This is a genomic window from Gilliamella sp. B3127 (genome assembly GCF_026536935.1).
Lineage (GTDB): Bacteria > Pseudomonadota > Gammaproteobacteria > Enterobacterales > Orbaceae > Gilliamella > Gilliamella apicola_E.
On the sequence record NZ_JAFNNI010000006.1, the window covers coordinates 13,232 to 37,643 of the forward strand.

At 34.6% G+C, this 24,412-nt stretch carries 19 protein-coding genes; 10 read left to right on the forward strand and 9 right to left on the reverse strand.

All coding sequences use genetic code 11. The annotated features are described in order from the left end of the window. Window positions 1-40: 40 nt before the first annotated feature. Both pepT and J3U00_RS09545 read right to left on the reverse strand, forming a co-directional pair. Window positions 41-1,270, reverse strand: a complete 1,230-nt coding sequence (pepT, locus tag J3U00_RS09540; protein ID WP_267332250.1) for a peptidase T — start codon at window positions 1,268-1,270, stop codon at window positions 41-43. Between the two features lie 21 nt (window positions 1,271-1,291). Then, window positions 1,292-2,851, reverse strand: coding sequence for an AbgT family transporter (locus J3U00_RS09545; protein WP_267332251.1), 1,560 nt, complete (start codon window positions 2,849-2,851; stop codon window positions 1,292-1,294). A gap of 392 nt (window positions 2,852-3,243) precedes the next feature. Between J3U00_RS09545 and J3U00_RS09550 the strand changes: the two genes are divergently transcribed. The 5 genes from J3U00_RS09550 (at window position 3,244) to J3U00_RS09570 (ending at window position 10,803) form a co-directional block, all read left to right on the forward strand. Next, window positions 3,244-5,508: an aconitate hydratase gene (locus tag J3U00_RS09550; RefSeq protein WP_267332252.1), complete on the forward strand. Its 2,265-nt coding sequence runs from the start codon at window positions 3,244-3,246 to the stop codon at window positions 5,506-5,508. An 18-nt stretch (window positions 5,509-5,526) separates the two neighbouring features. Further along, the gene (gene icd / locus J3U00_RS09555) at window positions 5,527-6,789 is read left to right on the forward strand and encodes an NADP-dependent isocitrate dehydrogenase (RefSeq protein WP_267332253.1); all 1,263 of its coding nucleotides are present in this window, start codon (window positions 5,527-5,529) and stop codon (window positions 6,787-6,789) included. Window positions 6,790-6,806: 17 nt separating this feature from the next. Further along, a complete protein-coding gene (locus J3U00_RS09560; RefSeq protein WP_267332254.1) occupies window positions 6,807-8,162 on the forward strand; it encodes a citrate/2-methylcitrate synthase in 1,356 nt (451 codons plus the stop codon). A gap of 138 nt (window positions 8,163-8,300) precedes the next feature. Beyond that, on the forward strand, window positions 8,301-9,839 hold the full coding sequence (gene murJ / locus J3U00_RS09565; RefSeq protein WP_267332255.1) for a murein biosynthesis integral membrane protein MurJ: 1,539 nt from the start codon (window positions 8,301-8,303) through the stop codon (window positions 9,837-9,839). Window positions 9,840-9,867: 28 nt separating this feature from the next. Further along, window positions 9,868-10,803 carry a hypothetical protein gene (locus J3U00_RS09570; RefSeq protein ID WP_267332256.1) on the forward strand — a complete coding sequence of 312 codons (936 nt, stop codon included), beginning with the start codon at window positions 9,868-9,870 and terminating at the stop codon, window positions 10,801-10,803. Here J3U00_RS09570 and dusC read toward each other — a convergent pair. The 6 genes from dusC to J3U00_RS09600 all read right to left on the reverse strand — a co-directional run bounded on the left by dusC (window position 10,800) and on the right by J3U00_RS09600 (window position 15,751). After that, on the reverse strand, window positions 10,800-11,750 hold the full coding sequence (gene dusC, locus J3U00_RS09575; protein ID WP_267332257.1) for a tRNA dihydrouridine(16) synthase DusC: 951 nt from the start codon (window positions 11,748-11,750) through the stop codon (window positions 10,800-10,802). The two genes, J3U00_RS09570 and dusC, sit on opposite strands and share 4 nt — an antisense overlap. Beyond that, window positions 11,741-12,520, reverse strand: coding sequence for a molybdopterin-synthase adenylyltransferase MoeB (locus tag J3U00_RS09580; RefSeq protein ID WP_220225225.1), 780 nt, complete (start codon window positions 12,518-12,520; stop codon window positions 11,741-11,743). The genes dusC and J3U00_RS09580 overlap by 10 nt, the downstream gene beginning before the upstream one ends. A gap of 76 nt (window positions 12,521-12,596) precedes the next feature. After that, window positions 12,597-13,916: an amidohydrolase gene (locus J3U00_RS09585; RefSeq protein ID WP_220225224.1), complete on the reverse strand. Its 1,320-nt coding sequence runs from the start codon at window positions 13,914-13,916 to the stop codon at window positions 12,597-12,599. A 20-nt stretch (window positions 13,917-13,936) separates the two neighbouring features. Further along, the gene (locus J3U00_RS09590) at window positions 13,937-14,386 is read right to left on the reverse strand and encodes a hypothetical protein (protein ID WP_220225223.1); all 450 of its coding nucleotides are present in this window, start codon (window positions 14,384-14,386) and stop codon (window positions 13,937-13,939) included. Window positions 14,387-14,396: 10 nt separating this feature from the next. Beyond that, complete coding sequence (locus tag J3U00_RS09595) at window positions 14,397-15,173, reverse strand: DUF3100 domain-containing protein (RefSeq protein ID WP_065562433.1); 777 nt, start codon at window positions 15,171-15,173, stop codon at window positions 14,397-14,399. A gap of 32 nt (window positions 15,174-15,205) precedes the next feature. Next, window positions 15,206-15,751: a cysteine hydrolase family protein gene (locus J3U00_RS09600; protein WP_267332258.1), complete on the reverse strand. Its 546-nt coding sequence runs from the start codon at window positions 15,749-15,751 to the stop codon at window positions 15,206-15,208. 285 nt (window positions 15,752-16,036) lie between these two features. Here J3U00_RS09600 and aspS point away from each other — a divergent pair, with 285 nt between their 5' ends. From aspS to J3U00_RS09625, 5 genes are all read left to right on the forward strand, one after another. After that, on the forward strand, window positions 16,037-17,794 hold the full coding sequence (aspS, locus tag J3U00_RS09605) for an aspartate--tRNA ligase (RefSeq protein WP_267332259.1): 1,758 nt from the start codon (window positions 16,037-16,039) through the stop codon (window positions 17,792-17,794). Window positions 17,795-17,804: 10 nt separating this feature from the next. Beyond that, complete coding sequence (nudB, locus tag J3U00_RS09610; RefSeq protein WP_267332260.1) at window positions 17,805-18,254, forward strand: dihydroneopterin triphosphate diphosphatase; 450 nt, start codon at window positions 17,805-17,807, stop codon at window positions 18,252-18,254. 15 nt (window positions 18,255-18,269) lie between these two features. After that, entirely contained in the window at window positions 18,270-18,686 is a 417-nt protein-coding gene (locus tag J3U00_RS09615; RefSeq protein WP_267332261.1) for a hypothetical protein, read from the forward strand. Window positions 18,687-18,736: 50 nt separating this feature from the next. Further along, window positions 18,737-20,200: a 4-hydroxy-3-polyprenylbenzoate decarboxylase gene (ubiD, locus tag J3U00_RS09620; RefSeq protein ID WP_267332262.1), complete on the forward strand. Its 1,464-nt coding sequence runs from the start codon at window positions 18,737-18,739 to the stop codon at window positions 20,198-20,200. A 192-nt stretch (window positions 20,201-20,392) separates the two neighbouring features. Further along, on the forward strand, window positions 20,393-21,466 hold the full coding sequence (locus tag J3U00_RS09625; RefSeq protein ID WP_267332263.1) for a tetratricopeptide repeat protein: 1,074 nt from the start codon (window positions 20,393-20,395) through the stop codon (window positions 21,464-21,466). 10 nt (window positions 21,467-21,476) lie between these two features. On the opposite strand, the gene ppc is transcribed toward J3U00_RS09625, so the two are convergent. Beyond that, window positions 21,477-24,119 carry a phosphoenolpyruvate carboxylase gene (gene ppc / locus J3U00_RS09630; protein WP_267332264.1) on the reverse strand — a complete coding sequence of 881 codons (2,643 nt, stop codon included), beginning with the start codon at window positions 24,117-24,119 and terminating at the stop codon, window positions 21,477-21,479. Window positions 24,120-24,412 lie beyond the last annotated feature (293 nt).

The following is a 24,412-nucleotide window of genomic DNA, read 5'->3' on the forward strand; positions in this document are numbered from 1 at the left end:
ATTTTTAAGAGGGAATGGTATTCCCTCTTGTTGATTATTTTTAAACTTTCGCCGCTAGTTCAATAATTTTCATCGTGACTTCGAATGATTTCAAGAATGATGATAATGGTAAAAACTCAAAACAAGAATGGAAGTTATGTGCGCCAGTAAAATAGTTTGGCGTGGTGAGTCCTCTTGCTGATAGTGCTGAACCATCTGTTCCTCCACGCATGGCGATAGTATTTGGTTTAATACCCAATAATTCAAATGATTGGTAAATCAAATCAATACAACGACGATCATCACCTAAATAATTAGCAATATTGCTATAGATATCAGTAATTTGACATTCAATTTTTGCTTTAGGATATTTACGGCTGATAAAACTAACCACATCTTGAATGTAAGTTTTACGAGCTTCATATCGAGTTAAATCAAAATCACGAATGCTCATTTTTAATGTAGTTGTGCTTTGGTTACCAATAATATCATTAAACCAAAAATATCCTTCTTTACCTTCGGTATGTTCAGGTGTTTCAAAGCTATCAAAACAGTTAATAATATCATTCGCTATGCGAATTGGATTGATTAAGACATTTTTTGCTGACATAGGATGAGCAGATACACCCTCAATTTCAAACGTAACCGAGCCAGCATTGAATGTTTCATAAACGACTTCACCCAATTCACAGCAGTCAATGGTATAAGCAAAATCAGGTTTAAAACGTTGCAGATCCAGTTTTTTGGCGCCATTTAACCCAACTTCTTCATCTGGCACGAAAGCAACATAAATATCACCATGTAGGCAATTTTGCTGTTGCAACTGATCTAACATGGTCATGACAACTGCAATTGCTGCTTTATTATCAGCGCCTAGAACACTGGTACCATCTGTAACGAGCAGCTCTTCATTGAGATACTTCTTCAACTCTGGATGTTCTGCCACCTTAAACCAAATATCTTTGTCTTTATTTAATAAGATATCTTCACCAGTAAAAGTCACCCTTTGTGGATTAATCTTCTCTGACAGTGCGACATCTACAGTATCAAGATGCGCAACAAAGCCAATTTTTGGCGCATTAGGTTGGTTACCGGTTAATTTGGCTGTCACAATACTATGTTCATCAAGGTGAACATCTTGTAACTTCAAATCAATTAACTCTTGTTCAAGTTGTTTTGCTAAATTAGTTTGTCCTGGAGTAGAGGGCACAACTGCCGAGCCAGCTTTGCTTTGGCTTGGAATACTTACATAACGTAAAAATCGTTTAACTAATTGTTCGGTAATATTCATGAGTAAAATCCTTATCTGCGATTAACTAGTTATTGGAGGATAGACATAACCACTATCAAAACCGATAGGAAGACCTAAAAACCAAAACAGTAATAAATTTATTGTCAAAGCAATTAAGAGAGCTGCCGTATATGGGATCATCATCGAACTCAAAGTACCCACACCAGTGTTTTTACAATACTGCTGACAATAAGCAATGATCAAAGGATAAAAAGCAAACATAGGCGTGCTAACATTAACTGCTGAACTGATACGATAAGCTGCTTGGGTTAATTCTGGCGAGATCCCCACAGACATAAGCATCGGAACAAAAATCGGCGCTAAAATAGCCCATTTGGAAGAGGCTGAAGTGATTAACACATTAAGCAGACTAGTTAGAATTATTACGCCAAAAATAGTAACAACTGATGGCAAATGTAATGCTTTTAAAAACTCAGCTCCACCAATAGCAATTAAGGTACCAATTTGTGAGTTTGAAAATACATATAAAAATTGCGCACAAAAGAAAGCAAAAACAATAAATGGAATAAGTGACTTAGTAATATTTTCCATTGATTTGACGATATCTCGCGATGATTTAAATGCGCCAGTGATAAAGCCATGAATTAAGCCTGGTATTGCAAAAAATACAAATAACAACGGCACAATAATTTGCATGATTGGTGCTTTGTTACTCGTCATACTACCGTCGGGTGCGCGTAATAAAGAATCTTCTGGTAATAAAACCAATACTAAACCGACAGCAATAATTAAAAAAACAGCTGATGCAATTTTAAATGCTTTATTTTCAATTGGTGAAATCTCAGGAGAATCAGCAATGTTATCTAATTGAATATCATTGTTTAAAGGCATCGTGGCATTTAAGCGAGGCTCAACAATCTTATCTGTAACAAACCAGCAGGCTATCAATACAAAGAAAGTACCACCAAAACTTAAAAAGTAATTACAAAGAACATTGACTTGATATGTCGGGTCAATAATTTGAGCGGCGCTTTGTGTAAAGCCTTGCATTATTGGATCAATAATTGACGGGGTATAGCTTGAACTAAAACCTCCAGCTAATCCTGCAAATGCAGCAGCAATCCCCGCTAATGGGTGACGCCCAGTCGCATAAAACATCATTGCTGACACAGGCATTAAAATTACATAAGCAGAGTCTGATGCGATATGACAAACCATACTGACAAAAATAACTGATGGAGTAACCAGTTTTTTAGGTGTGATAGCTAATAATTTTTTGAGCAGAACATGAATATAGCCACTGCTTTCAGCAATACCAATACCCAATGTAGCTACAATGGTAATTCCAAGAGGTGGAAATGAGACAAAATTTGATACAAGTTTTGTAAAAAAGGTAACTAATTGGTTGGGTGCTAACATATTCACTACTGCCAGTTTTTCTTGCGTTACTGGATTAATATAATTAAAGCTGACAAAAGAAAGTAATAATGAAGCAACCAGACAAACTATTAATGCATAAAAGAAAAGAGTTGTAACATCAGGAATTTTGTTTCCAATTCGTTCTATTGTATTTAAAAATCCACCAGTTTTTAATGGTGACGTATTTTTTATTTGATTCATGAAAAAAAGTGTAAATATTATTCGGGAAAACAATGTAACATAGTTTAATAATGTAAGTAAACAATGCGTTGGCGCGATTTTAATGACTTAAAAAACCCCGTTCCTCAACTTTTTTTACATTATTTTTACTTATGGGATTTACTAATTTTGAATTTTCTTTAATGTGCATAATATTTAATATTTCGCTAGTATAGAATTCCTGTTAACGATGACATCTAAATTTATTGTTTTTAATCAAAGTTAACAATAAGTATTGCTGCAAGATTGCATAAAACAAAAATAATGCTATATTGTCTGAATATTTAATCATAAAAAAAGAATAAATATTCAATCATCCTGATTGTGAGTAAGGCTCTAAAGGATATTATAATATAAGCAATGGGAGCTTAATTATGGTTTTCGATATTGATTTAATAAAAGATATTTATCAACATTACCCGCAAAAAATTGATCTTATTCGCCAGAAAATTGGAAAACCATTAACCTTGACGGAAAAAATCCTTTATGCCCATCTTGCTGAAGGTGAAGAGCTTAAAGCTTATAAACGAGGGGAAGATTATGTAAATTTTTCCCCAGATCGTGTCGCTATGCAAGATGCAACGGCACAAATGGCACTATTACAATTAATGAATTCTGGTCGTAAACGAGTTGCGGTACCTTCAACAGTCCATTGTGATCACCTTATTCAAGCTTATAAAAATGCCCATGATGATCTCATCATTGCTGAAAGTAATAACCATGAAGTTTATCAATTTTTACGTGATGTTTCGAACAAATATGGCATCGGGTTTTGGAAGCCTGATGCAGGAATCATTCACCAAGTAGTGCTTGAAAATTATGCCTTTCCTGGTGGGATGATGATCGGTACCGATTCGCATACCCCTAATGCAGGTGGCCTATCCATGATTGCCATTGGTGTTGGTGGCGCTGATGCTGTTGACGTGATGGCGGGTATGCCGTGGGAACTAAAAATGCCAAAAATTATTGGTGTAAAGCTGATTGGAAAATTATCTGGCTGGTCATCACCAAAAGATGTCATTTTAAAACTTGCTGGTATTTTAACCGTTAAAGGTGGTACTAATTCAATTATTGAATATTTTGGAGAAGGTACTGAGTCGTTATCAGCTACTGGTAAAGCAACAATTTGTAATATGGGAGCTGAAGTCGGCGCAACAACCTCAATCTTCCCTTACAGTAAAAAATCTGCTGATTATCTTGCCATGACTGGTCGTCAAGAAGTAGTGGATTTAGCTAATACATTGGTAGATTGTTTCAATCCTGATAAAGAAATTTTAAAGCAACCTGAAAATTATTATGACCAAGTTATTGAAATTAATTTATCGACCTTAGAACCTTATGTGAATGGTCCATTCACACCTGACTTAGCTTATCCTATTTCAGAGCTTGCTTCTGCCGTAAAAGAACACGATTATCCAGACAATATGGAAGTTGGACTTATTGGATCATGTACTAATTCTTCTTATGAAGATATGATGCGCGCAGCTTCAGTTATTGATAGTGCTAACAAATTAGGCTTAAAAGTAAATGCAAAATTAATTATCAATCCTGGCTCAGAGCAAGTTAAATATACGTCTAAACGTGATGGCATTTTAAGTCGTTTTGAACAAGCAGGTGCTGCTATTATGGCTAACGCATGTGGCCCTTGCATTGGGCAATGGCGTCGTGATGAAGTTGCCGATGAACACAAAAATTCGATTGTCACCTCATTCAATCGTAATTTTGCTAAACGTAATGATGGTAGCCCAAACACTTATGCGTTTGTTTGTTCCCCAGAAATTGTAGTGGCATTATCAATTGCAGGTAAATTAAGCTTTAACCCACTTACTGACCATCTCATTAATGTTAAAGGTGAAAAAGTGAAACTTCCTGAGCCACTCGGTGATGAGTTGCCAAAACAAGGATTTGCGGTTGATGATGCTGGATATATTGGGCCAATAGCTGATGGTAGTGCAGTTGAAGTTCGTATCGATCCTCATTCAGATCGACTACAACAGCTTTTACCTTTCACTCCTTGGGATGGCAAAGATATTATTTCGCAACCACTACTGATTAAAGCAACTGGTAAATGTACCACAGACCATATTTCAATGGCTGGAAAGTGGCTAAAATTTCGTGGTCATCTAGATAATATTTCAAATAATATGCTAATAGGTGCGGTTAATGCCTTTAATCAAAAAACGAACAGTGTGTTGGATGCACAAACGGGAGATTATGTTGAAGTACCTGCATTAGCACGTAAATTAAAATCACAAGGAATCGGGTCAATAGTTGTTGCTGAAGAGAATTATGGTGAAGGTTCATCAAGAGAACATGCTGCAATGGAACCACGTTTTTTAAACGTTAAAGCCATTGTGGTTAAATCGTTTGCTCGTATTCATGAAACCAATCTAAAAAAACAAGGTATGCTTGCTTTAACCTTTGTCAATAAAGATGACTATGACAAAATTCGTGAAGATGATCAAATTAGCATTACTGGACTCAGTAATTTTGCTCCGGGAAAAAATCTAACATTAACCCTTCATCATCGTGATGGTAGTAAAGAGTCTTTCGCCGTTTCGCACACTTACAATCAAGCACAAATTGAATGGTTCAAGGCAGGTAGTGCATTGAATAAGTTAAAAGAAGAAGTTAAGTAAATAAGAGGAATAGACAATATGAATCAGCAAGTTTCAATTGAAAATGGACAATTAGTTGTCCCAAATCATCCAACGATTCCTTTTATTGAAGGTGATGGTGTGGGTAAAGAGATTTGGCACGCTGCTCGAGCTATTTTTGATAAAGCAGTTGAAAAAGCTTATCAAGGTAAGCGTAGTATTCAATGGAAAGAAGTACTTGCTGGTGAGAAGTCGTTTAATTTAAATGGATCATGGCTACCTGAAGAGACCATGAGTGCCTTCAAACATTATCTTATCGGTATCAAAGGACCATTAATGACACCTGTTGGCGGAGGGATTCGCTCACTAAATGTTGCATTGCGACAAGAATTAGATCTTTATGTCTGTTTGCGCCCTGTCCGTTGGTTCAAAGGTGTTGAATCACCAATAAAGCATCCTGAAAAAGTAAACATGACCATTTTTCGTGAAAATACCGAAGATATATACGCCGGTATTGAATGGCAACAAGGTTCTGATGATGCTGAAAAGTTTTATCATTTTTTATCTGAACAAATGAAAGTAACTAAAGTTAGGTTCCCTAAAACCTCAGCTTTTGGTGTGAAACCTGTCTCAATTGAGGGATCTGAACGCCTAATACGCTCAGCAATCAAGTATGCGTTACAACATAAATTACCGTCTGTGACCCTAGTTCATAAAGGTAATATTATGAAATTTACCGAAGGTGGATTTAAGCAATGGGGTTATGAACTTGCGGAAAGAGAATTTGCTGACGCAGTTTTCACCATGAATCAATATGCAAAAATTCAGAAGGCCCAAAGTAAAGCAGCAGCAGAACAAGCATTACAAACCGCTAAAGCAAACTCTAAATTAATTATTAAAGATGTTATTTGTGATGCATTTTTACAAAATACATTATTAAAACCTGAGGACTATTCTGTTGTTGCAACATTAAATCTCAATGGTGATTATGTATCGGATCAGCTGGCTGCCATGGTTGGTGGTATTGGTATTGCGCCAGGTGCTAATATTAATTATTTAACCGGACATGCTATATTTGAAGCAACACATGGTACCGCACCTGATATAGCAGGTCAAAATCAAGCCAATCCATCATCACTTATATTGTCAGGAGTGATGATGTTTGAATACTTAGGTTGGCATGAAGTAGGGCAATTAATCACTAATGCGATGGAAAGTTTGTTTCAATTAGGTAAAGCAACAACTGATTTAGCACGCTTTATGCAAAATGGACAATCATTATCAACAACTCAATTTACTCAAGCAGTAATCGATAATTTATAATTCAAAGGGGATGGTTAATGAAAGAAAAGTTCTTGGTTTATAAATTATCGGAAACCATTAAAAATACTAGTAAAATTGAATCGCAGTTATTCGAACAATTTAATGTAAAACGTGGATTACGTAATGCAGATCATACTGGTGTATTAGTTGGATTAACCAAAATTGGTGATGTATTAGGCTATGAACGCTTAGAAGATGGTTCACTAAAACCAATTGCCGGTAAATTATTATACCGAGGAATTGATATTGAAGAGCTGGTTCATAATGCTCAACAAGAGCGACGAACTGGGTTTGAAGAAACTATCTACTTATTATTATCTGGTTACTTACCCGATAAAGAAGAATTACGAGATTTTTCACGTTTACTCTGTGAGTCGATGGCGTTAGAAAAACAAACTAAGATTGCCATAATGGAACTTGAAGGCCATGATGTGATGAACATTTTGGCTAGAACTGTTCTTGAAATGTATACTTATGATCCTGAACCTGATGATACCTCACGTGATAATTTAATGCGTCAATCCATCGATTTAATTGCTAAATTCCCAGCAATTATTGCTTATGCTTACAATATGTTAAGTCATAGTGCTAAAGGTAAATCACTGCATATCCGCCATCCACACGAAGATTTTTCAATTGCAGAAAATTTTCTCTATATGATGAAAGGATCCGGTCGATACACAGAACTTGATGTAAGAGTACTTGATTTAGCCATGATTATTCATGCTGAACATGGTGGCGGGAATAATTCAACTTTTACCGTTCGCGTAACGAGTTCTACGGGTACCGATACTTACTCATCTATTGCTGCAGGTATAGGATCATTGAAAGGTCCATTGCATGGTGGGGCTAATTTGCAAGTAGGAAAAATGCTTAAACATCTTGTCGAAGAGATTAAAAATTGGACTGATGCAAATGAAATTGATGCATATCTACAACGTATTTTAAATAAAGAAGTGTTTGATAGAAAAGGGTTAATTTATGGTATTGGTCATGCGGTTTATACCGTATCAGACCCAAGAGCCATGTTGCTAAAAGAGATGGCCCATAAACTTGCTCAAGAAAAAGGCCGAGAAAAAGAATTTAACTTTCTAAACTTACTTGAGGAACGTGCGATTCATGCAATAGTTAATCGTAAAAATGCCAGAACTAAAAAACAAGTCTGTGCTAATGTCGATTTTTATTCAGGTTTTGTTTATGACATGATTGGGTTACCAAAAGAAGTTTACACGCCACTATTTGCTATGTCGCGAATCGTTGGTTGGTGTGCTCATCGCATTGAAGAACTTAATTTTGATGATCGTCGAATTATACGTCCTGCCTATAAAAACATTGGCGAACTTATGCCTTTTATTCCTTTGAAAGATCGTTGATACATATACCGTCAGTATCATTCTGACGGTGATACTAAAATGGCTGTTTATTAAAAAATCATGGTGATTTAGAACAATAGTTTGTAGACTATGCTTCATTAATCGTTTTTGACTATGTACTTGGTACATAAATCGTATATGAATCTTTTAAAATCTTTAGCTACAGTTAGCTCAATGACAATGGTTTCACGCGTTTTGGGGTTTGTTCGTGATGCTATTATTGCCCGTTTTTTTGGAGCGGGAATGGCTACGGATGCATTTTTTGTTGCTTTTAAACTGCCCAATTTACTTCGACGAATTTTTGCTGAAGGGGCTTTTTCCCAAGCTTTTGTACCGATTTTAGCTGAATATAAAAATCAGCAAGGCATTGAGGCTTCACGTACTTTTGTGGCTTATATCGCAGGTTTATTAACACTGGTATTAGCTATCGTTACTTTAATTGGTGTTGTAACTGCACCATTTATTATAATGATAACTGCACCAGGTTTTATGCAAGAATCATCAGATAAATTTGAACTTGCAACAATTATGCTGAGAATTACTTTTCCTTATATCTTTTTTATCTCACTTGCATCATTAGTGGGCGCTATACTTAATACTTGGAATCGTTTTTCTGTACCTGCATTTGTGCCAACATTGTTAAATATTAGCATGATTGCTTTTACCTTATTCTTAACCCCTTATTTTAATCCACCAGTGCTTGCGTTAGCTGTTTCTGTTGTGGTGGGGGGAGTTTTACAATTGCTATATCAGCTACCTTATTTGAAAAAGATTGGTATGTTGGTTTTGCCTCGTATTAGTTTTAAAGATAGTGGTGTTTGGCGAGTGTTAAAGCAGATGGGTCCCGCTATCTTAGGTGTATCAGTCGGTCAAATATCGTTAATTATTAATACAATATTTGCATCATTTTTGATTTCAGGTTCTGTTTCATGGATGTATTATGCTGATAGATTAATGGAATTTCCTGCAGGTGTACTAGGTGTTGCATTAGGAACTATTTTGTTACCATCTTTAGCCAAAAGTTTTGCCAAAGGTGACCACAAACAATATTCAGAGTTGTTAGATTGGGGACTTCGCCTCTGTTTTTTATTAGCTTTGCCAAGTACTGTGGCATTAGGTGTTATTTCTAAACCATTAATATCAACTCTTTTCGAGTATGGTCAATTTACTTTAAATGATACTTTGATGACTCAACGCGCATTAGTCGCTTATTCAATTGGTTTGCTTGGATTAATTTTGATTAAAGTATTAGCCCCCGCATTTTATTCCAGACAAGATATTAAAACACCGGTGAAAATTGCAATAATAACCCTTATTTTAACGCAATTGATGAATCTGGCTTTTATTGGACCTTTACAACATGCAGGCCTTTCATTATCAATTGGACTTGCAGCATGTTTTAATGCTGGTTTATTGTTTTGGCAACTTCGTAAGAAGAAACTCTACCAACCACAACCAGGTTGGTATCGATTTTTACTCAAGGTTATTATTGCTGTTTTATTGATGTCAGTAGCGTTGTGGTTTGGAGCTCAATTATTACCCGATTGGTCTACAGGCTCAATGCTAACAAGAGTTGGATATTTATTCCTGCTAGTTATTGTTGGTATTTGTATCTATTTTGGCTCGTTGGTTTTGATGGGCTTTAAAATAAAACATTTTATTAAAAGAATTGAATAAGTTGTGGTTTTGATAATAAGGAAGTTAAATGCAAAAAGTATCTTTTTTTAAATTGCCGTTAACAGGATGTTTAGTTTATTTTTTATTTAGCATATTTTTGAATATATCTTTTTTATATTGGCAACAAAATGCTTCAATTCCAAATAATTTGTTTTGGTATTTACTTTTTGATTCAAATTTTTTATTTCGATTTATTTTTGAAAAGAGTTTTATAGAAGCATTATGGGTTTTTGGTCTTTTAGCGATATTTTTTTATTCTTTCCGTATTCACATTGTTAATAAAGCTAATGTAACTTTGCTAATTATTTTAATGTTGATTTATTCAATTGTTGCATCTTTCATTGCAATTAATACAGACGTTAAACCCCAAAATTATTACCTTTATTCAATATTATATAGTTTAGCATTTGCTATTATTCGTTATTCACTTGAAGCCTTGCTTTTGTATTATTTAATTGATTTTTCTAGAGTTTATTTTGTTAAAGATCAAAGTGAATTTATTTGGACTAAAAAAAATTCCTCTAAAATTCACTTTATTCTTTTCTCTATTTTTAGTTGCTTTATATTGATTAAAGGTTTTATCCTTCTTTTTCAACCTCTTTTAGATAAATTTTATGTTTCTAATTTTTTAATTGCTATTTATCTGAGTGCGTTATTATTTGGTCTTGTATTGAGCAAGCGATGTTTTCACATTTTTTCTAATAAAGTTCTATATGTAAAACTTTTCAAAAGTGTATCAATATCAAATATTTTAATTTTAGCTGTTGTTTATATTACCTTTACCATCATTAATAACAATCCAACCAAATACTATATTGATTCGTTTGTGACAATATTTAACCATATTAATAAATTATTTTTAATATTATTGGTTATTTTATTGATTTGTCTAATTCTTAATAAAATAACTAAATATTATTTCGGTATGACAAATTTTAAAAAGAGTCAAAACGAATCGAATTAATTATTTAATTTAGTTTTCAAAAAATCACAGATTTCAATTTGTGATTTTAATTGTCTTATTTCAGGAAGTAATACCGATGCTTCTGGATAATTCTGTTTTAAATAAGCTAACCATTGTTTAATTCGAGCAGAATGATAAAGTGGCTTTACATCGTCAATAGCCGTCATCGCATAACTAAGTAGTATTTTTATGACTTCTTGCCAGATTAATGATGAATGTTTATAGCGAATTTTATTAGCTAAATTAGGAATATTTAGTATCCCACGGCCAAGCATGATGTCATTTGTTTGGCTATGTTTTATGCAGTTGTAGGCATCTTCAATAGAAAAAATTTCGCCATTAGCAATAACTGGAATGGTTAGTTTTTGTTTTATCTTTCCAATTGTTGACCAATCAATTTTATCAGCTTTATATCCATCTATTTTTGTTCTACCATGAATGACAATTTCATTTGCTCCTGCATTTTCAATTGTTTTTGCAATTTCGTAACAGCGGGATTTATCTTCCCATCCTAATCGAATTTTAACTGATAATACGGGATTAGAACCTATTGCTGTTCTAACTTGATTCACAATGTTATATATTTGATTCGGATATTGTAATAAATAAGCACCGCCATGGTTGCCTACTACTGTTTTAGCCGGACAGCCAAAATTAATATCTACACCATAAGAGCCTAACTCGATAGCTTTAACGGCATTTTCTGCTATCCATTCAGGTGATTGTCCCAGTAGCTGGATACGTACAGGCGTTCCTGATAATGTTTTGCCATCATTATGAAGTTCTGGGCATAGTCGGTAGAAAGTTCGATTAGATAATTTATGGTTGGTCACTCTTACAAATTCAGTTACACAATAATCAAACTTATTAATTTCAGTTAATATTTCTCGAACATGATAATCAAGCACTCCCTCCATTGGTGCTAAAATAATTCGATTTATTTGCATTTTATGACCTGTGTAGTATTTTGATTTCCACAAATAATACAATTACTTTGTTTAGCAAATGTAACTTGGTTGAACTCCATTGTCATGCCATCAACCATCAATACTCTCCCAACTAGAGGTTTCCCATACTTGGTAAGTACTTTGATGGACTCTAGTGCTTGAATTGAACCAAACATACCGACTAATGGCGCCATTACACCTGCTTCGATACAAGTAAGTTGATTTTGACCAAATAAATGACTTAAGCAATGATAACACGGTTGATCTTCTTCATAATTAAATACAGTCAGTAAGCCTTCCATTCGAATTGCAGCGCCTGAAACTAAAGGTTTTTTTTCTTGAAAACAGCAACGATTAATTTGTTCACGACTGGTTAAATTATCAGTGCAATCAATGACGATATCATGCTGTTTGATTACTGTAATTAATTCACTATCAACCAGCTTCTGATTAATGGTGTCAATAATCATGTTTGGATTGATTTGAGTTAATTTTTGCTTGGCTATATCAACCTTATATTGATTTATGGATTTTGGCGTGTATAAAATTTGTCGATTCAAATTTGATTCGGATATGGTATCAAAATCAATTAAAGTCACTTTGCCTATGCCAGATGCAGCTAAATAGAGGGATGCAGCACAACCTAACCCGCCTAATCCAATAATTAAAACTGAGCTGTTTTTTAAAACTTGCTGCTTATCAATATCAAAACCATGCAAAGCTATTTGCCTGTCATAACGAAACAATTCTTGGTCGGTAAGCGTTAACATATGAAGTTATAAAGGTTGATGATGAAGTGGATAGTATAACAAAAACTTGGCACAAGATTGTGCCAAGTTTTTAACTTTATTTGTCAAAACCCGATAGGAATTTTAAATATTCTTCCTTAGACATTAACGGTTTGTAATTCGCCATTAATGTTTCGGCTGGTTTCGCATCATCATAGAGCAAGTCAATAATGGTACAAGCCATCATTTGAGCAGGGCGAATATAGGCCATATCTTCATCAAATACGGTATAGTCTTTTCCATGTAAAATACCTCTAACCGAACCAATCCAAGGGTGACTTACTGGCATAATATGTGATAGGTCACCAGTATCTGTACTTCCAGTCATATGTGGTGCGATTGAAACGTTTTCTTCACCAATTAAATTTTCAGCATTTTGCTTTAAAAGGTCATTAAGTGTTGGGTTATTATGTAATGGTAGGTAGCCTGGTAAATCTTTAATTTCACAAGTTGCACCAACAGCCATCGCACCAGCTTTTAATGCTTGATTGATTCTTTCATTAGCATCAATCATTGCAGGAACATTACCTGCTCGTACATAGCTTTCCATTCTTACATCGCTTGGTACAACATTTACTAAGTCACCACCTTGGGTAATAATTGGATGGAAGCGAATATAATCTTTTTCTTGAAAGGTTTCGCGAATAGCATGAACACCCATCATCCCCATCATAGCTGCATTTAAAGCATTTACGCCAGCATGAGGGGCTGCCGCAGCATGAGCTGCCTCTCCCTTATACTTAATTAATTTTCCGATAAAACCATTACTTGTGGTTGAGATTTCAATAAAACCATCCTGACGTTCATTTGGGACGCTTGTTAAATGTATTTGTAATGCCATATCAACATCATCAAAATCACCTCGTGAAATCAATTCTGGTTTTCCGCCAATGTATTTGATTTTGCCTTCTTCAATTAATCGGTTTCGATAGGTAATTTCAACATATTCTTCTGCAGGGACAGCAAATGGTACCACATCCCCGGCTAAAAATTGCATTGCACCTGAGTCAATTAGCCCCATAGTGACAGCCATCATATTAGCGATTTGCGCATTATGGCCACAACAGTGAGCCGCTCCTGAAGTTTCGTCTGCGGCAGGGTGGTCGGCACAAATAATTGCATCGAGCTCGCCAATAATGGCAATGCTATATTTACTTCCTTTCACACCTTTTAATCGACCTTTAACACCAGTTAAGGCTAATTTATTTTTAAATGGAACACCTAATTTCTCTAAAGCGTCTTCTACTTTTTTAGCTGTTTTATGTTCTTTGTAACCAAGTTCTGGCTCTGACCAAATTGCTTCAGCAATCGACTTGATATCTGCTTTTCGATTTGCAATTGCATCGCAGACTTTTTTCTTTAGTTCTTCTTTAGTCATAAATAAAATCCTTATCCAAATTAGATAACGCCTTCCCAATGTAAAGTAATTTGAGCAATTAGGGCAGCAAAAATAAACGTACCAGAAAAAACAGCTAAAGATACGGGAATGATACGCCAAGATATATTTTTAAATAGCGCAAGATCTTTACCAATCGCTAGTCCCGCATAAGCAAGTACTGGTGTACAAACAGCAAGTAATGAGACTTGATCTGTAATTGCAACCACTTCTTGATGATATGGGAATATCGGTGCTGATACAATAGCAGCAACAACGGATACCCATAGAATTACAGGAAGTTTATTTAATACAGGTAATTTACTTATTAATAATCCTGCAATAGATATGACAACTAACACAGCTAATGCTTGAAGCGATAGCATAAAATCAATTTCATATCCTACAGTGTTACCTGCTGCCATGATAACGGCTACTAAAATAAGTACAAAAATTGTTTCTAAAATTTTCATATTCGATTCCTTATTTATTGCGACGAAGGCGAGCTAAAGTGTTATACATGAAAGAAGCGAAAGGCAAAGAAAATAGTGTATAAATATATATGCCTACAATACCAGACATTAAGTTCGCTGTTGTTGCATAAGCATTGATATTTTCTGATAAGTCAGGATATAAATCACTTATCGGTGCCAATGAAGCAGCCATCATGCTCCCACTACCTACTCCAGCTCCCATTGCTAAAGCATAAGGGTGAAGAATATTCAATTGTGCTATTATGCTTGCAAGGATACTCATCCAAATTGCACCATAAAGAGTCCCACATACATACATAGCCATAACACCTCGTCCTTCAGGTGAATCTAGCCCATATTTATCTGCAACAATAGCTATATTAGGTTCGCGAGCAACAGAGTAGGTTGCACCAACTGCCTCTCTTTTCATACCTAATAACATAGCTAATGGTAATCCTAGTAAAATTGTTCCTGCGAAATGGCCTAATTCTTGAAAAATTAGGGCTAACTTGGCATCGTTTAAAATCATGTCAATTTTAGGACCTACAGCCACACCAAGTTTTGCAATAAGTAATATTAATGTAACCATCATCACTAAACTGGCATGCTGCATATTTTTATTAGTTAATATTTTTAGCTTTGGTAGGCTGATTACACCGCCGAAGATCATTGCATATAACATTGGATAAACGGCGATAATCCATATTGATTGTTTACCGATTAGTTCGCAAATAATTACTACTAACAGTGCAATTATATGCAATTTATAGTCTCGTAAAACTTCCATTCCTGCTCCTTATTTTAATTTTTATCTATATTTTATATTACGGTTGCCCCTAAAGTGTTTTGAAAGTGTTTTAAAGCCCATTGATGTCCGATTGGATCAAAGCTAGCAACTGCATTTTGATGAATAATCAATTTGTAGCCTAAATTATAGGCATCAATCGCTGTGTGTAATATGCAAATATCTGTGCAGACACCAACTAAATGGATTTCAGTAATATGTCTTTCGCGTAAGCGTAGATCAAGATCCGTACCACAAAATGCCGAGTAGTGTCGTTTATTCATCCAATAAATATTATCTGAATTCTGATGTTTTTGATAAAGAGTATGTAAATCACCAAATAACTGTTGCCCAAAAGTTCCAATAATATTGTGAGGGGGAAAGAGTTTATTTTCTGGATGATATTTATCTGAAGGGTCATGAGAATCAATCGCAAAAACGATAAATTGATTATTTTGGATGAATGATTTAGTTAAATTTAATATTTCTGACTCAATTTGTTGCCCAACAGAACCTGTAGTCAAAGCGCCATCGTCAGCGATGAAATCATTAGTATAGTCAATTGAAATTAAAGCTTTCATATCATATGAGCAATATCCAAATAATACTAAAGCTTAGTAATAAATATCTGATAAGACAAGCTCTTAAATAAATCATTTTAAAAGCTTATCAAGATAAAACGATTTTATATTTATTATCTAATTGAATTTAAAATAGTTTGTAAAAAAATGTATAAAGTAAAATTATTATAATAAATCGAGTATAAATAAATTAAATAGTGATTATTTTCAAACATAGTCTTTATCCCCTGATAAATTGCTCTATAATAATTATTATTTTTGACAACTGTACACAGGATATTTTTAATGAGAACAATTTATTGCGGACAGCTAAACGCAAGTTATATTAATCAAGAAGTCACACTATGTGGATGGGTCAATAAACGCCGAGATTTAGGTGGGATGATTTTTATTGATATGCGTGATCGTGAAGGAATTGTGCAAGTTTTTTTTGATCCTGATTATCAACAAGCATATCAATTAGCTGGCGAATTACGTAATGAATTTTGTATTCAAATTAAAGGAAAAGTAAGAGCACGACCAGAGGGCCAAATTAATAAAGATATGGTAACTGGTGAGGTTGAAATACTAGCGACTGAGCTTGTGATTTTTAATCGTAGTGATGTTTTACCGCTTGATTTCAACCAAAATAATAGTGAAGAACAGCGTTTAAAATACCGCTATATAGATTTACGCCGTCCAGAAATGGCGACTATATTTAAAACTCGCGCAAAAATTACGGCATTTGTCCGTTCATTTATGAATGAGCATGGTTTTTTAGATATCGAAACACCAATGTTAACCAAAGCAACACCAGAAGGTGCTCGAGATTATCTTGTTCCAAGTCGAGTTCATAATGGTGAGTTTTATGCGCTTCCTCAATCTCCACAACTGTTTAAACAGTTACTGATGATGTCTGGATTTGATCGTTATTATCAAATTGTTAAATGTTTTCGTGATGAAGATTTACGAGCCGATCGCCAACCAGAATTTACACAAATAGATGTTGAAACCTCGTTTATGACAGCTGAACAAGTGCGCGAAATCATGGAAAAAATGATACGTGAACTTTGGTTGCATGTTAAAAATGTTGATTTAGGCAAATTCCCAATTATGACTTTTGCTGAGGCAATGCGTCGTTATGGGAGTGATAAACCTGATTTACGTAATCCGCTTGAAATTATTGATGTGGCGGATTTGGTTAAAGATATCGATTTTAAAGTATTTTCAACACCAGCAAATGATCCTAAAGGAAGAGTGGCTTTATTATGCGTTCCAAATGGAGCCCAACTAACACGTAAACAATTAGATGATTATACGCAATTTATTTCAGTTTATGGTGCTAAAGGTATGGCTTGGATCAAAGTTAATGATCGTAGTAAAGGCCTCGAAGGTGTGCAAAGCCCAGTAGCTAAATTTTTTAATGAACCTCAAATGGAAGCATTACTTAATCGTGCCAATGCTAAAGATGGTGATATTTTATTATTTGGTGCGGATAGTTATAAAGTAGTGAGTGATGCATTAGGTGCATTGCGTTTGAAAGTTGGTAAAGATTTAGGTATTACCGATGAGAGTAAGTGGGCGGTACTTTGGGTTGTTGATTTCCCTATGTTTGAGGAAACTGACGAAGGCTTAAGTGCAATGCATCATCCATTTACATCACCAAAAGATTTTACTCCAGAGCAATTAATTAGCAATCCTGAAAATGCAGTAGCTAATGCATATGATATGGTAATCAATGGTTATGAAGTTGGCGGTGGTTCTGTACGTATTCATCGCAGTGAAATGCAGCAGGCTGTCTTTTCTATTTTAGGAATTGATGAACATGATCAGCGTGAAAAGTTCGGCTTTTTACTTGATGCATTAAAATATGGTACGCCACCTCATGCGGGTTTAGCATTTGGCCTAGATAGATTAACTATGCTGTTAACTGGAACAGATAATATTCGAGATGTTATTGCCTTCCCGAAAACGACAGCAGCAACATGTTTATTAACTGATGCGCCTAGTCCTGCAAATCCTACAGCTTTAATGGAATTAGGTATAGAAGTGAGCAAAAAATAGCGATATTTATATGCAAAAATATAAGAGCCCTGAGTCAGTATTAGTTGTTATTTATTGTAAACGGACTTTGCGTGTTCTTATGTTGCAACGTAAGGATGATCCTAATTTTTGGCAATCAGTTACAGGTAGTATGGAAGATAATGAATTACCTAGAGATACGGCAATTCGTGAAGTTTTTGAAGAAACCGGTATAGATATTAGCGAAGAAAATCTTAAATTAATTGATGCAAAACATACGGTTGAGTTTGAAATTTTTCCTCAGTTTAGATATCGGTACGCACCAGAAGTAAAGATAAATAAAGAACATTGGTTTTATTTAGCTCTTAATGATGAAATAACGCCATTGCTTACTGAACATTTATCTTATCAATGGTTAACTATAAATAGTGCAGCCAATCTTACTATATCGCCAAATAATTGTGAGGCTATTAGTAAAATTGGCTCAATTGATAAAAATTAATACAAGAGATCCAAAATGAAACTTAGCCATTATGTTATTTCGTTATTCAGCTTGTTTTTTGTAATATCTATCAGTCATGCAGAAATAAATATAAAAAAATGCAAAGTAACTAAAGAAGAAGCTTTAATTTTTGATGAATATGATTCACAAATTGCTGAAAAAATTATTGATTACAAGTTACATAATCAACCTGAAAAAAGAGAAAATAGCATTATTAAAATTTTTACAAATGAAAATAGTGAAGATCGTAATTATTGGTTAGCATCGATACAAACTGATGACAAATCAGAATTTTATCTATTTTATCAAGTTGATAAAAACGAAATTATTGAAGTTGACCAAAAACAATTTGAAGCATTATTACCTAAAATCGTTGAATGTAATCAAACAAAACAACTTCCCATATATAGTGAGAACTTTGATGAAGATTAGTTAATCTTCATCAATTAGTATTTCAATAGCGAGAGTTAAAAGGAGTAATAATGTCGTTGTCTAATTTTCGTGATTTTTTAGATTACCTTGAGCAGCAAGGTGAATTAAAACGCATTACTTATCCAATTAACCCTTATCTTGAAATGACCGAGATAGCTGATAGAGTTTTACGCTCTCAGGGACCAGCTCTATTATTTGAAAACCCCATTGGCTATGACATTCCTGTACTTTGCAATCTTTTTGGAACAGCTAAACGAGTTGCTATGGCAATGGGGCGAGAAAAGACTACAGAATTAAGAGAAATTGGTGAATTACTAGCTTTTTTGCGAGAACCAGAGCCACCCAAAGGTATTCGACAATTTTTTAATATATTACCTAAATATAAACAAGTTCTAAATATGCCGGTAAAACGGCGTTCCTCAGCGCCTTGTCAGGAATTAATATTTAAAAATGATGAGGTCGATTTAACTCAATTGCCTATTATGCATTGTTGGCCAGATGATGTAGCTCCACTTGTAACTTGGGGACTAACTATAACTAAAGGACCACATAAAGATCGTCAAAATGTAGGTGTTTACCGATTACAGCTACTAGGTAAAAATAAATTAATCATGCGTTGGTTGTCACATCGAGGTGGGGCACTTGATTTTGCTGAATGGCAACAATCCTATCCAAATGAAAAATTTCCTGTTAGTGTAGCTATTGGGGCTGATCCTGCAACAATATTAAGTGCAGTAACACCAGTACCAGATACTTTATCAGAATATGCTTTTGCTGGATTATTGCGTAATAGCCGAACAGAAGTGGTCAAATCTTTATCAAATGAGTTAGATGTTCCTGCAACCGCCGAAATTATTTTAGAAGGTTATATTGATCCCCATGAGCAAGCTGTTGAAGGGCCTTATGGTGACCATACTGGTTATTACAATGAAGTAGAAAAATTTGCTGTCTTTACAGTTACACATTTAACCAGACGTAAAGATACAATTTATCATTCTACATATACGGGTAGACCTCCAGATGAGCCGGCTGTAATGGGTTTAGCATTAAATGAAGTATTTATCCCTATATTACAGAAACAATTTCCTGAAATTGTTGATTTTTATCTACCTCCTGAAGGTTGCTCTTATCGTATTGCCATTGTCACAATCAAAAAACAATACCCAGGGCATGCCAAAAGAGTGATGATGGGTGTATGGTCTTATTTAAGACAATTTATGTATACTAAATTTATTATTGTTTGTGATGACGATATTAATGCTAGAGATTGGAAAGATGTTATGTGGGCTATTTCGACAAGAATGGATCCACATCGAGATACAACATTTGTTGATAATACGCCAATTGATTATCTGGATTTTGCTTCACCTATTTCCGGTTTAGGCTCTAAAATGGGACTTGATGCAACTAACAAGTGGCCGGGTGAAACTAATCGTGAATGGGGTAAAATTATTACTAAAGACGCTAAAGTAGTTGCTCATATTGATGAAATTTGGGATGAACTTGGATTGTGATAGCTTTTGTTAAATAATTAATTATATTTTTTTATAATGAGTCCGATTAAGCGATTTAATAATATTTACAATATTTAAATAACTTTAACTTTCAATTAAATAATAAAAAAAAGTATATTTAAAAAAACAAAACTATTCCCCTTTTAATCAATTATGTATAATTATTGCTAATATTATGACATTTAAAAAATTATGAAAAAACTTCAAATTATATTGGCTTTGATGTTATCTATCTCTTGTGGAGCAGCTGCAAGCGAAGCTAAAACACAATCGGATACTGAGCTAAAAGTAAGTGACCCTAGTTCATTAATTCCTTCGTTGCTAATTGCTGCTGAAAAGGGTGATATGCAATCACAATATACGCTAGGAACAATTTATAAGCAGGGTTTAGGGGTTGAGGTTAATGATCTAAAGGCTTTTTTCTGGTTTAAGAAAGCCGCTGATCAAGGTTTAGCTAAAGCTCAAAATAATTTAGCTTATATGTACCAAAATGGTTTAGGGACTAAAGCTAATTTATCTGAGGCATTCAAATTGTTTAAATTGGCTGCCGATCAAAATTATGCTTTAGCTAAATATAATTTAGCTTTGATGTATAAAAATGGTGAAGGCGTAGAAAAAAAAACGTCTACCGCAATTGATTATTTTACCCAAGCTGGCGATCAAGGTATTTATGATGCTTATTTAAATTTAGGCATTATGTACTTTGCGGGTGATGGTGTTGATAAAGATCGCCTGGTAGCGGCCGATTGGTTTAGTAAAGCCGCAAAAGATAACAATCCAGAAGCACACTACTATTTAGGATTAATGTCCCAAACTGGTGACGGTTTAACTCAGGATAATGTTGCTGCCCTTTATTTTTATACTCAAGCTGCCGAACGTGGTTATGTACTAGCAATGTACAATTTAGGCATTATGTATGCAACCGGAACAGGAACAAGACCAGATAACACTCAAGCCGCATATTGGTTTACTCAAGCTGCTGAAGGTGGTAACGCTGATGCACAATATAATATAGCGGTTATGTATGATGTTGGTGGGGGTGTTCCTAAAGATGAACAAAAAGCAATAGATTGGTATACCAAAGCAGCCAAGCAAGGAAGTGTTGATGCGCAATATAATTTAGGTATTAAATATCTAGAAGGTGAAGGCGTTAAACAAAATGATAACCTAGCAGTTTATTGGTTTACTAAAGCTAGTGAGCAAGGGGATACCGACGCTAAAGCTTATTTAGAAGAGATAGCTAAAAAAAATAAAAAGGGCGAATAAGCCCTTTTTTTTATCCTGAATTTCGCATTCCTGCCGCAATACCAGAAATGGTAATCATTAATCCCTGTTCAACTATAGTATTTTCGTTATCATTTTTACGAGAACGACTTAATAATTCTGCTTGTAATAAATTAAGTGGTTCAATATATGTATTACGTAATGCAACAGACTCCGCAATCCAAGGTAAGTCTGCCATCAAGCTAATATCATCAGTAATCGTTAATACGGTATTAATATCTTCGGTTAATAAATTTCTTAACTCCTCTCCTAATGGCCATAATGTCGGAGAAACTAGCCTTTGTTCATAGTACTCATGAATATTCGGCGCTGCTTTAGCGTAAACCATTTCCAACATACCTAAGCGGGCATTAAAAAATGGCCAATTATGATACATATCTTTAAGTTGTTCTTTTTTGCCCTCATTGATAACTTTCCTAAGTGCGCTTCCTGCACCTAGCCATGATGGAACCATTAGGCGATTTTGAGTCCAAGCAAAAATCCACGGAATTGCTCGTAAACTTTCTATTCCCCCACCGGTACGACGTTTTTGTGGTCGAGAGCCTAGAGGTAATCTTCCAAGTTCGGTTTCTGGTGTAACTGATCTAAAATAATCAACAAATTCAGCTTTTTCTCTTATGTAGCTACGATAACATTGGCATGAATAATCAGACATTTCATCCATAATATCACGCCAGACTTGCTTCGGTTCAGGCGGTGGTAATAAATTAGCTTGTAAAATAGCTGATGCATAAAGCATTAAGCTACTAAGTGCAACTTCAGGTAAACCAAGTTTGAATCGAATCATCTCACCTTGTTCTGTAACACGTAAGCCACCTTTTAATGATCCTGGTGGTTGTGACAGTAAAGCGGCATGAGCAGGAGCGCCTCCCCGTCCGATTGAACCTCCACGACCATGAAATAACACCAAGTTAACATTATATTGTTCAAATAAATTAACTAATTCTTCTTGTGAACGATACTGTGCCCATGATGCTGCGAGAGTTCCTGCATCTTTTGCTGAATCAGAATAGCCAATCATAACCATCTGCTTGCCATTGATTTTTTCACGATACCAAGGAATATCTAAAAGCTTTTGCATAACAGATTTTGCATTATTTAAATCTTCTAAGGTTTCAAACAAAGGTGCAACAGGAATATTTTTTTGGCAATCAACAATTTTTAAAAGTAAGTAAACAGCTAGGACATCAGAAGGTGCTTTTGCCATCGAAATGACATAAGACGCAATCGATTCTTCACCTGCTTTTTTGATAACACGGCAAGTATCTAATACTTCTTTAACCATTTCATCTGGTTGCCAATTATAGGGTAGTAATGGTCGATTAGATTGTAATTCAGTTAATAAAAATTCTTGTTTTTCTTCTTCTGACCATGAAGCATAGCTGCCTAAGTTTAACTCTTTAGTTAAGGCGTCTAACGCTTCAGTATGCACTGAACTATCTTGACGTATATCTAATCTAACTAATTGCAATCCAAAACTTTTAATACGTCTTAATGTATCTAATAGTGGGCCATGAGCAATAGTTGACATTCCGTTTTCAATTAATGATTCATAACATGTATAAAGTGGTGTCCATAATTGTTCATTCTTTATTAAAAGATCATTAGGTGCTAAAACTTGTTCATTATTTAATAATGCAACTATGTAGCTATGGGTTTTAGTTAAACGTGAACGTAACTGCTTCATGACAGCCCGATAAGGCTCTGATGCTGTTTTATTTTGTTCATCTAATAAGTCAATGACTGATTGGCTACATTCAGTCATTGATAATTCACGAACTAAAATTTGAATATCAGCTAAAAATAGTTCAATTGCTTTTAATCTAGCTTGCAACATCACCCTTCCTGTAACTTTAGCTGTTACATTTGGGTTGCCGTCTCGATCTCCCCCCATCCAAGAGGTAAATTTCACTGGAACATGTTCAACAGATAGTTCAGCATTGAATGCATCAACTAATTGGTCATTAAACTCACGTAAGAATAACGGGACGCCTTCCCATAAACTATCTTCAATTACAGAGAATCCCCATTTAGCTTCATCAAGAGGAGTAGGGCGTTTTTTACGAATTTCGTCGGTGTACCATGCTTGGCAAACAAGTTGTTTAAGGCGACGCATGATACGTTCTCTTTCATAATCCGCTAAATCGTTATGATCAAGTTGTGACAAACAATTATTAATAGCGGTATAAGTATTAATCATTGTTCGGCGATTGATTTCAGTTGGATGTGCAGTAAGCACTAACTCAATAGATAAATTATCAATAGCTTGTTCAATTATTTTAGGCGCGAAATTTAAATTTTTAAGTGTTTTAAATAATTCGGTCATTTTTTTAGGGCTGCTCGATGCTTCCCCATGTGGTGAAATTCCATAATACTCAGCAGCAGTATTAACTAAGTTTAAAAATTGATTAAATGCACGTGCAACATGGAGTAAATCTTGATCATTAAGATTTTCAATCAATTTTAGTAATTCATTATGTGCTTGTTTGTTACCTTGTTGAGCTGATTTTGATAACTGCCTTATTTTTTCGACCAAATCGAAAGTTTCATTCCCTGTTGCTCGTTTAATTGCATCGCCCAATAATGTACCTAGCATATTGACGTTGCTTCGCATTGATGAGTATTGGCTATTCATTCTATTCTCTACTTTGTTTATATTTTGCCTAAGAGCCTTTAAGCTGTATGACCAAAATTAAAGAAAAAGGTATAAATATAAGTTAATTGCTCAGGATATATACTTTATAACAATGTTGTATTGAATTTAAATAATAAAATCTTATAGTTTTTATTATTTCCATCGTTTTTATTATATTTGGTAAAAATAACATTCTGGAGACTATATAAAGATAATAAATTATTTAGAAAGAATTTTTTGTATTAACGAAACGTTAGTAAACTGTATATTGTCGTCGATTGGGTATATACTAA

What these genes read in the sequence shown, in the direction of transcription:
- pepT (WP_267332250.1), bottom strand. Translation starts at nt 1,270, where the DNA reads ATGAATATTACCGAACAATTAGTTAAACGATTTTTACGTTATGTAAGT.
- J3U00_RS09545 (WP_267332251.1), bottom strand. Translation starts at nt 2,851, where the DNA reads ATGAATCAAATAAAAAATACGTCACCATTAAAAACTGGTGGATTTTTA.
- J3U00_RS09550 (WP_267332252.1), top strand. Translation starts at nt 3,244, where the DNA reads ATGGTTTTCGATATTGATTTAATAAAAGATATTTATCAACATTACCCG.
- icd (WP_267332253.1), top strand. Translation starts at nt 5,527, where the DNA reads ATGAATCAGCAAGTTTCAATTGAAAATGGACAATTAGTTGTCCCAAAT.
- J3U00_RS09560 (WP_267332254.1), top strand. Translation starts at nt 6,807, where the DNA reads ATGAAAGAAAAGTTCTTGGTTTATAAATTATCGGAAACCATTAAAAAT.
- murJ (WP_267332255.1), top strand. Translation starts at nt 8,301, where the DNA reads ATGAATCTTTTAAAATCTTTAGCTACAGTTAGCTCAATGACAATGGTT.
- J3U00_RS09570 (WP_267332256.1), top strand. Translation starts at nt 9,868, where the DNA reads ATGCAAAAAGTATCTTTTTTTAAATTGCCGTTAACAGGATGTTTAGTT.
- dusC (WP_267332257.1), bottom strand. Translation starts at nt 11,750, where the DNA reads ATGCAAATAAATCGAATTATTTTAGCACCAATGGAGGGAGTGCTTGAT.
- J3U00_RS09580 (WP_220225225.1), bottom strand. Translation starts at nt 12,520, where the DNA reads ATGTTAACGCTTACCGACCAAGAATTGTTTCGTTATGACAGGCAAATA.
- J3U00_RS09585 (WP_220225224.1), bottom strand. Translation starts at nt 13,916, where the DNA reads ATGACTAAAGAAGAACTAAAGAAAAAAGTCTGCGATGCAATTGCAAAT.
- J3U00_RS09590 (WP_220225223.1), bottom strand. Translation starts at nt 14,386, where the DNA reads ATGAAAATTTTAGAAACAATTTTTGTACTTATTTTAGTAGCCGTTATC.
- J3U00_RS09595 (WP_065562433.1), bottom strand. Translation starts at nt 15,173, where the DNA reads ATGGAAGTTTTACGAGACTATAAATTGCATATAATTGCACTGTTAGTA.
- J3U00_RS09600 (WP_267332258.1), bottom strand. Translation starts at nt 15,751, where the DNA reads ATGAAAGCTTTAATTTCAATTGACTATACTAATGATTTCATCGCTGAC.
- aspS (WP_267332259.1), top strand. Translation starts at nt 16,037, where the DNA reads ATGAGAACAATTTATTGCGGACAGCTAAACGCAAGTTATATTAATCAA.
- nudB (WP_267332260.1), top strand. Translation starts at nt 17,805, where the DNA reads ATGCAAAAATATAAGAGCCCTGAGTCAGTATTAGTTGTTATTTATTGT.
- J3U00_RS09615 (WP_267332261.1), top strand. Translation starts at nt 18,270, where the DNA reads ATGAAACTTAGCCATTATGTTATTTCGTTATTCAGCTTGTTTTTTGTA.
- ubiD (WP_267332262.1), top strand. Translation starts at nt 18,737, where the DNA reads ATGTCGTTGTCTAATTTTCGTGATTTTTTAGATTACCTTGAGCAGCAA.
- J3U00_RS09625 (WP_267332263.1), top strand. Translation starts at nt 20,393, where the DNA reads ATGAAAAAACTTCAAATTATATTGGCTTTGATGTTATCTATCTCTTGT.
- ppc (WP_267332264.1), bottom strand. Translation starts at nt 24,119, where the DNA reads ATGAATAGCCAATACTCATCAATGCGAAGCAACGTCAATATGCTAGGT.